Annotated in this window: 7 protein-coding genes; 3 read left to right on the forward strand and 4 right to left on the reverse strand. The window is 66.9% G+C overall.

The genetic code is table 11. The features are described 5' to 3' along the window. Nucleotides 1-273 precede the first annotated feature (273 nt). Nucleotides 274-1191 (forward strand): M14 family metallocarboxypeptidase, encoded by a 918-nt coding sequence (locus FMQ63_RS36490; protein WP_011555182.1) that lies wholly within the window; start codon nucleotides 274-276, stop codon nucleotides 1189-1191. Nucleotides 1192-1349: 158 nt separating this feature from the next. Here FMQ63_RS36490 and FMQ63_RS36495 read toward each other — a convergent pair whose 3' ends face one another. Then, nucleotides 1350-2507: an alpha/beta fold hydrolase gene (locus FMQ63_RS36495; RefSeq protein ID WP_011555181.1), complete on the reverse strand. Its 1158-nt coding sequence runs from the start codon at nucleotides 2505-2507 to the stop codon at nucleotides 1350-1352. Nucleotides 2508-2666: 159 nt separating this feature from the next. On the opposite strand from FMQ63_RS36495, the gene FMQ63_RS36500 reads away from it, so the two are divergent. Together FMQ63_RS36500 and FMQ63_RS36505 are read left to right on the forward strand one after the other, a co-directional pair. Next, nucleotides 2667-3341, forward strand: a complete 675-nt coding sequence (locus FMQ63_RS36500) for a response regulator transcription factor (protein WP_011555180.1) — start codon at nucleotides 2667-2669, stop codon at nucleotides 3339-3341. Next, entirely contained in the window at nucleotides 3338-4810 is a 1473-nt protein-coding gene (locus FMQ63_RS36505) for a cell wall metabolism sensor histidine kinase WalK (protein ID WP_011555179.1), read from the forward strand. The genes FMQ63_RS36500 and FMQ63_RS36505 overlap by 4 nt, the downstream gene beginning before the upstream one ends. A gap of 254 nt (nucleotides 4811-5064) precedes the next feature. Here the strand turns inward: FMQ63_RS36505 and FMQ63_RS36510 are convergent, their stop codons facing one another. From FMQ63_RS36510 to FMQ63_RS36520, 3 genes are read right to left on the reverse strand one after another with little or no spacing between them, the layout of a single operon-like run. Further along, nucleotides 5065-5676: a TetR/AcrR family transcriptional regulator gene (locus FMQ63_RS36510; RefSeq protein WP_026114345.1), complete on the reverse strand. Its 612-nt coding sequence runs from the start codon at nucleotides 5674-5676 to the stop codon at nucleotides 5065-5067. An 11-nt stretch (nucleotides 5677-5687) separates the two neighbouring features. Further along, nucleotides 5688-6005, reverse strand: a complete 318-nt coding sequence (locus FMQ63_RS36515; RefSeq protein WP_011555177.1) for a multidrug efflux SMR transporter — start codon at nucleotides 6003-6005, stop codon at nucleotides 5688-5690. 23 nt (nucleotides 6006-6028) lie between these two features. Beyond that, complete coding sequence (locus FMQ63_RS36520; RefSeq protein WP_011555176.1) at nucleotides 6029-6775, reverse strand: 3-oxoacyl-ACP reductase family protein; 747 nt, start codon at nucleotides 6773-6775, stop codon at nucleotides 6029-6031. Between the last annotated feature and the right edge of the window lie 380 nt (nucleotides 6776-7155).

Below are 7155 nucleotides of genomic sequence, written 5' to 3' on the forward strand. Positions count from 1 at the left end.
GTCCGGTTCGATGTGGCGGGGACCGGAGACGGAGTGATGGCGCGCTCTACACGGGCACGAAGCCGGAAACGGCGGATACGGCCAAGAGCAGCCTGCACACCACCGCGCCGGCCCCCGACCCGACCGCCTCGGCTGAGGTGCCGAGCTGACGGCGCCCAAGGGGCGAGAGCAGGCAGGATGCGGTGCCGTATACGGATGCATTCAAGGCGCAGATGGGATGTCACACACGAGAAGCCCGGGTAGCGGCCCGCAACCTGCTCTAGAATCGCCGATATGAGCACTGCACCGTACCCTATTGGTTCCCCCGGAAGCCCCTGGGGTGAGGCGGAAGTCACGACCTGGCGGTCCCGCCAGACCCGCAAGCGCAGCTACGCGGCCGACGTGCTGAGCGCGATAGAGCGCCTGCGCGCGCGCTTCGACGTGGTGCAGTACGGCCTGCTGGACTACCCGCCGGACACGTACCCGCTGTTCGCGCTCGCGAGCCGCGACTGGCGCGACGGGTTGCCGGTGGCGCTGGTCACGGGTGGGGTACATGGCTACGAGACGAGCGGCGTCCACGGCGCGCTGCAGTTCGTCGAGCGGCATGCGGCTGGCTACGCGGGCCGCTTCAACCTGCTCGTCGTCCCGTGCGTCAGCCCGTGGGCCTACGAGCGGATCCAGCGCTGGAACATGAATGCAATTGACCCGAACCGCTCCTTCCGCGAGCCCAGCCCCGCGGAGGAGTCGGCGGCCCTCATGCGGCTGGTCGCCCCGCTGCGCGACCGCGTGCTCGTGCACGTGGACCTGCATGAGACCACCGACTCGGACGAGGCGGAGTTCCGCCCCGCCTTGGCCGCGCGCGACGGCAAGCCCTTTGAGCCCGACCACACCCCCGACGGATTCTACGTCGTGGGCGACACCGAGAACCCGCGGCTCGACTTCCAGCAGGCGGTCATCGCCGCGGTCGCGAAGGTCACCCACATCGCCCCGCCCGACGCCGACGGCAAGATCATTGGCTCTCCCGTCGTCGCCCCGGGCGTCATCCACTACGCACTCCGCCAGCTCGGACTGTGCGCTGGCATCACGCGCGCCCGCTACGTGACGACCACCGAGGTCTACCCCGACAGCCCGCGTGCGACGCCCGCGCAGTGCAGCGACGCGCAGGTGGCGGCGGTCACGGCGGCGCTCGATTACGCATTGGCGCATCCGTAGGGGACGTGCCAATCCAATCTCGACGTCGAGCGCACGCCACGCTCGACCTCGTGGCCGTCACGGCTCACGTGGGCGAGCCGACGCAGGCGGCGCCGGTGGCCGCGGCGCAGGGCCCGCTGGAGTGAGTGGGAGTAGGACTTCAGGGTGGCGTGTCGTGCCTATCGCGCCCCGGTGGCCGCGTCCCGGGGTGCAGGCTTCGGTGCATCGCCTGCCGCCTCGGCGATGGGCCGGGCGTACCTGACCAGCGACAGCAGCATCTTGCCCGGCTCTTCGTTCATGATCTCGTGAGCCGAGTTCTCGAACCAGACCAGGTGCTTGATGGGTGCGTGAAGGCGCTCGAACCATTCGGCCGCGACGCTTGCCGACACGTTGTAGTCGTGCCGGCCATTGAAGAGGAGCATCGGGCACTCGAGCCGGGTCACGTTGCTGAAGTCGGCCCGCAACACGGCGGGGAACAGCTTCTCCTCGGAGAGCTCGTTGGCGGTCCACACCGAGGCCAGCTCGGCATCCGTGTACTCCGGAGAGAGTGCGAAGCCCTCCGCTTCGGCCTGGCCACCCGTCCGCCCGTGCACCTGGCCACCATAGAAGCCGAGCCACTTGCGCTGGATCGCGACGACGGGCAGCTCGAGCGCAGCGCCATGCGCCGCGTAGGGCGCAATCGATTGCAGCTCCCTGATCGCCTCCTCGTTTCCGGCTGCGCGTGCTCTGTCCATGGCAAAGCGCCATCCGCGCCGTTCGCTCTCCAGAACATCGGTCGCCTGTCCCATTCCGATATACGCGTGCAGCCATTCCGGGTGACGTTGCGCTACGGACAGGCCGAGGTAGCTGCCCCATGAATGTCCGAGCAGGAAGATCTTCTCCTTGCCGAGCTCCTTGCGTGCCCAGTGAATCATCTCCTCGGTATCGGCGATCAACCGCTCCGCCGTCATGGTCGCCGCGACCGCGGAGGGGTCATTCGCCAGGTAGGTTTTTCCAGCACCGCGCTGATCCCACTGGATGACGGTGAAGTACTCCTCCCACCCCCGCTGGAAGTACCAGCTCGTCGGCATCGACACGAAGCCGGGACCTCCGTGGAGCATCAGCAACACGGGATTCGCCCGGTCGACGCCGCGGATCGAGACCCATTGGTCGATCCCGCCGATGCGGATCTTCTCCAGCCGCTCCACACCCATGGGGGTCACGATCCGGCGCAGGTTGGCGACGATGGCGGTCGCTTCGCGCCGGCTGCCGGGTCCAGCTTGCTCCCTGGCCGTAGGGGTGCCTGCACAGCTCGTCAGGAGGATGGCCAGGCAGCAATTACGGAAGAGGTTCGTCATCTCGGTCCCGAGACAGTACGCAGGTGCTCGCATAGGGGGCATCGCCCACCTCCTTCCACTCTCTTCTGGCAGCGCAGGCTTGCACGAGCCTGACAGTCGCTGATTGTCGCGGCGCCTTCGCCCCGGGAGGAGTAGCGTCCGCCGACACGGAGGGGACTCATGCGTGCGCTCCTTGTCGAGGATGAGCCGGAACTCGCGCGGCTGGTGGCAAATGAAGCGACGTCCCAGGGCTTCTCGGTCGACGCCGTGGCTTCGGTCACCGAGGCCCGTAGCGCGATCCATCTGGGCGCCTACGCGATCGTGCTTCTGGACCGCCGCCTGCCCGATGGCGACGGCCTGTGCCTGATTCCCGAGCTCCGTGCCATGCAGCCGGAGGCGGGCGTGCTGGTGATCAGCGCGATGGGAGATGTCCCGGAGAGAGTCGCAGGCCTGGATGCGGGTGCGGATGACTACATGGGAAAGCCTTTCCATGCAGACGAGCTGCGGGCGCGCATCCGCTCGGTGCTGCGACGGCCTGCACAGGCGCGACAGCTGCAGCCGGTGCGCTGCGGCGCCATCGAGTACGACCTCGGCTCCAGGCAGATGACGGTGCAGGGAAGGCCGCTGCTGCTTCGCCGGCGCGAGGCCTCGCTGCTGGCCGCCCTGATGCGCCGCGCGCGGCGGGTCGTCCAGCGCGACACCCTCATCAAGGAGGTCTACGGGTTCGACGAGGAGCCCAGTGCCAACACCCTGGAAGCACACATCTCCAGGCTGCGGCGGCGGCTCGAGGATTGTGGCGCGGGTGTGGTGCTGCACCCGGTCCGGGGCGTCGGCTATCTTATCGACGAGCCATGAAGCGTCTCACGGACTCCCTGGCGCCGCGCCTGATCGCGGCCGTCCTCGCAACGCAGCTCATCGTCATCACCGGGCTGATGCTGTTCTGGATGGTGTTCTCCCACTCCGTCTCGCACGACGATCTGTCCGCCGCGACCTCCCAACGTCGCGTCGCCGAGTCGATCACGCTGGACCCGGCAGGCGCCCCTCGCATCGAGCCCTCGAGCGCTCTGCGCGCCTATCAGGCACGACGTCCGCAGCTGGCCTACGCCGTGTACCTGGACGGCCGCCTGGTGTCCGGATCATCGCAGCAGCTTGCCCACGCGATCTCTCCACGCGGCTGGGCCGCACCTGGCGCGAACCTCGAACCGGCGCCCACCCTCGCCGACCTGTACCGGCACTTCCCCGACCTGCAGTGTGTGCAGCTGCTTGCTGAGTGCGGAGATCCGGTGATCGCCCTCGGAGAGGGCCAGCGCGCGAACGTCTCGATGTTCCCGATCCACGGCATCGGGACCGCGGTCGTCGTGACGAGCGGCAATCGCCTCGGACTGGATGACCTGCCAACCGCGCTGCTGACGCTGATTCCGCGCGTGATGAAGCTGTTTGGTTCGGCCGTCCTCGCCACCGTCCTCGTGCTGCCACTGATGCTGCGTCGCGCGCTACAACCCCTCACGAGGGCCGCCAACGCCGCATCCGGCATCGGCCTCGAGACGCTGGACCAGCGGCTGTCGCCCGATGGCGTGCCCAAGGAGATCCAGCCCTTCGTCACGGCCATCAATCAGCTGCTGGAAAGGCTCGAGCGCGGCGTCTCCCGCCAGCAACTGTTCGTCGCCAATGCCGCGCACGAGTTGCGCACCCCTGTGGCGATTCTCTGCGCCCGGCTCGACTCCCTGGGCGACAGCCCCGCCACGCGCGACCTGCGGCGCGATGCGACGCGGCTGGGGCTGATGGTCGACCAGCTGCTCGCGGCTTTCCGCATGCAGGGACAGACCCCGGCGGATTGGAGAGCGCTGGATCTGGTCCAGCAGCTGCGTGATCTGATCAGCGACATGGCGCCGCTGGCGCTGCGGAGCGGACGAGCCATCGCCCTGGAAGCCGCATCGCCCTCCGAGATGGTGCTGGGACAGGCCGATGGCCTTCGGTCGGCGTTGGCCAACCTGCTCGACAATGCGCTGCGCGCCGAGCCCGCTGGCGGGACGGTGATCGTCAGGATGGAAGCCAGCACGTCCAGCGTCACGGTCGACGTCGTCGATCACGGCCCCGGCGTCGAGGAGTCCGACCGAGAGAACATCTTCGAGCCCTTTTGGCGCCGGGAAGGTCAGTGGAGTGGAACCGGGTTGGGTCTGGCCATCGCCCGCCGCATCTCGGAAGGCCACGGCGGTAGCCTGCAGCACCTGCCCACAGAAGGCGGCGGCGCGACATTCCGGATGCGGGTGGGAAGATCTCCCGCAGGAAGAAGCATCGACCCGTCAGCGTGTTGCAAGGATTGAGGCGCGTACTGGCTGGAGTTGCCCCCCGTCAAATCGGACAGCTCAGGGGTGAGAGTTCGCAGTGCGGAACTCGCGGGGTGACTTCACCTTGAGCCCGCGGTGCGCCCCCCGCTTCGAACTCCACCAGGTCGATGGCTTGCCTATAGAAGTCAGGCGCGGGTCTTCCTGGCGGATTGATGGCCTTCATGATGTGGGGCGTCCCCATGTACTGCGCGTGAGCTTCGTTGGGTCAAAGAAGCGTGAGATGTATTCTCTCATGTCGGCCAAGCGAGCATCGCGGCATCAATGATGGCGGCGAGCTTCTTCGCGGAGGCGCCATCGCGAGACTGTATCGACAAGCCCTCCAGCACCGTGGTGTAGAACGCGGCGAGCATCCCCACCTCGGCGGATGCAGGGAGGTCTCCATCGAGAATGCCTCGCTCGAGTCGCTGCTTCAGCGCACGCTCACCCCTGAGGCGATTCTCCGCGAGGAAGGTCCTGACCCGCTCGTTCTCCGGCGAGCCCAGGAGCGAAGACAGGACGATCATGCACCCCCGAGGTTTGTCGCTGGCGGTGTAGGCCCGCGCATTGGCGCGCAGCATCTCCTCCACCGCCGCGCGTGCGGACGGAGCATCCTCCAGGCTGCGGGTGGTGTGAATGCCTTCGAGCCGGTCGTAGAGTTCAACGGCTTCGCGGAAGAGCTCTTCCTTGCAGCCGAAGATGGAATAGAGGCTGGGCTTGTTGACGCCCATCGCATCGACCAGATCCTGGATGGACGTGCCCTCGTAGCCGCGCGCCCAAAACACCCGCATCGCCTCCACGAGTGCCTCGTCGCGGTCGAACCCGCGGGGGCGGCCCATCACAGCGGAAGGCTTCTTCGTCTTCACCTTGCGCGGAGTCATCGCTCGATTGCCCGCAGGCCAGCGACGCCGATGCCGATCATCACCAGGAAGAAGATACGTGGTGCCGAGACCTGTTCGCCGAGAAATAGCATGCCGAAGACCGCGACGCCGCACATGCCCATCCCCACCCAGACATCGTAGGCCGTTCCGACGGGCAGCTGCTTCAAGGCGAGCGACAGCAGCACCAGGCTGACCATGGCGAGGCCGATGCCGATGACACTGGGCCAGAACCGGGTCAGGCCGTCGGCTCGCTTGAGCGCGAGCGCCCAGGCGATCTCCAGACACCCGGCCAATATCAACACAATCCATGCCATGAACGCCTCTTGATGTCGCGGCTTCAAGCCGAAAAGCCACCATCGACCGCGATAGAGGTGCCTGTGATGAATCGCCCGCTGGCACTCGCCAGGTGCCCGACGGTGGCGGCGATGTCCTCGGGCTGCGCGTAGTGCTTAAGGGACATGAGCGCCAACTCGGCCGCGACGGCGGGCCCGGTCGCCGGATTCATGTCGGTATCCGTCGACCCGGGGTCGATCACGTTCACTGTGATGCCGCGCTCGCCGACTTCCCGTGCCAGGCCCTTCGTCAGGCCGATCAAGGCGGACTTGCTCATCGAGTAGAGCGTGACTCCGCCATAGGGCACGCGCTGCGCGAAGCAGGAACCAATCGAGATGATGCGGCCACCCTGCGGCATGTGCGCGAGCGCGGCTTGAGACGCGACGAACACGCCTCGAACGTGGATTGCCAGCGTCCTGTCGAGTTCCTCGAGTGTGACCTTTTCGAACGGTCCGGAAGGGAAGATGCCGGCGTTGTTGACCAGGATGTCCAGGCGGCCCAACTCGGACGCCGCGCGGTCGACTGCGCCACGGACGGCGTCGGGGTCTCCGTTGTCCGCCTGGATGGCCACGGCCCGTCGGCCGAGTGCCTTGAGTTCACCGACCAGCGTGGCCGCTTTGTCGCCAGAGTTCGCATAGGTGAAGGCTACGTCCGCCCCTCCCTTTGCCAGATGCCGAACGATGGCGGCGCCGATGCCACGCGTGCCACCTGTCACCAACGCCGCCTTGCCACTGAACGCCATCATGTCCACCCTCTACTTTGGAACCGGTCGTTTAAAATGTCTACGCAGCGAGGGTGTCTCCGTCAAGACTTTCTTAATGACCGGTTCATATGTCCCCAGCAGAGCCCTTTGCGGGAAAGCGCCCGCGCTCTCTCCGCCAAGGTGAGTGAGCCAGTTCCCTCAAGCAGGTGAGGAGGAGGCGAGCGATGGGCTTGAGGCAGCGACCAGGAAGAAGCGGATGAGGGAGAGGACGCCGCGTGTGGACTTTCGCAGAGTTGCTTAGTACTACCCGGTCACATGCGTGACGGCCCCCGAGGAGGTGCGCGGGCGCCGATGTGGCGCAGGCAAAGTGGGCAGTGGCCAATGCGGCGCAGCAGCAGGTGCTGAAGGCGGCGGCGCACTTCGGGCAG

The sequence above is a fragment of the Myxococcus sp. CA005 genome (assembly GCF_006518205.1).
Classification (GTDB): Bacteria; Myxococcota; Myxococcia; order Myxococcales; family Myxococcaceae; genus Myxococcus; species Myxococcus xanthus.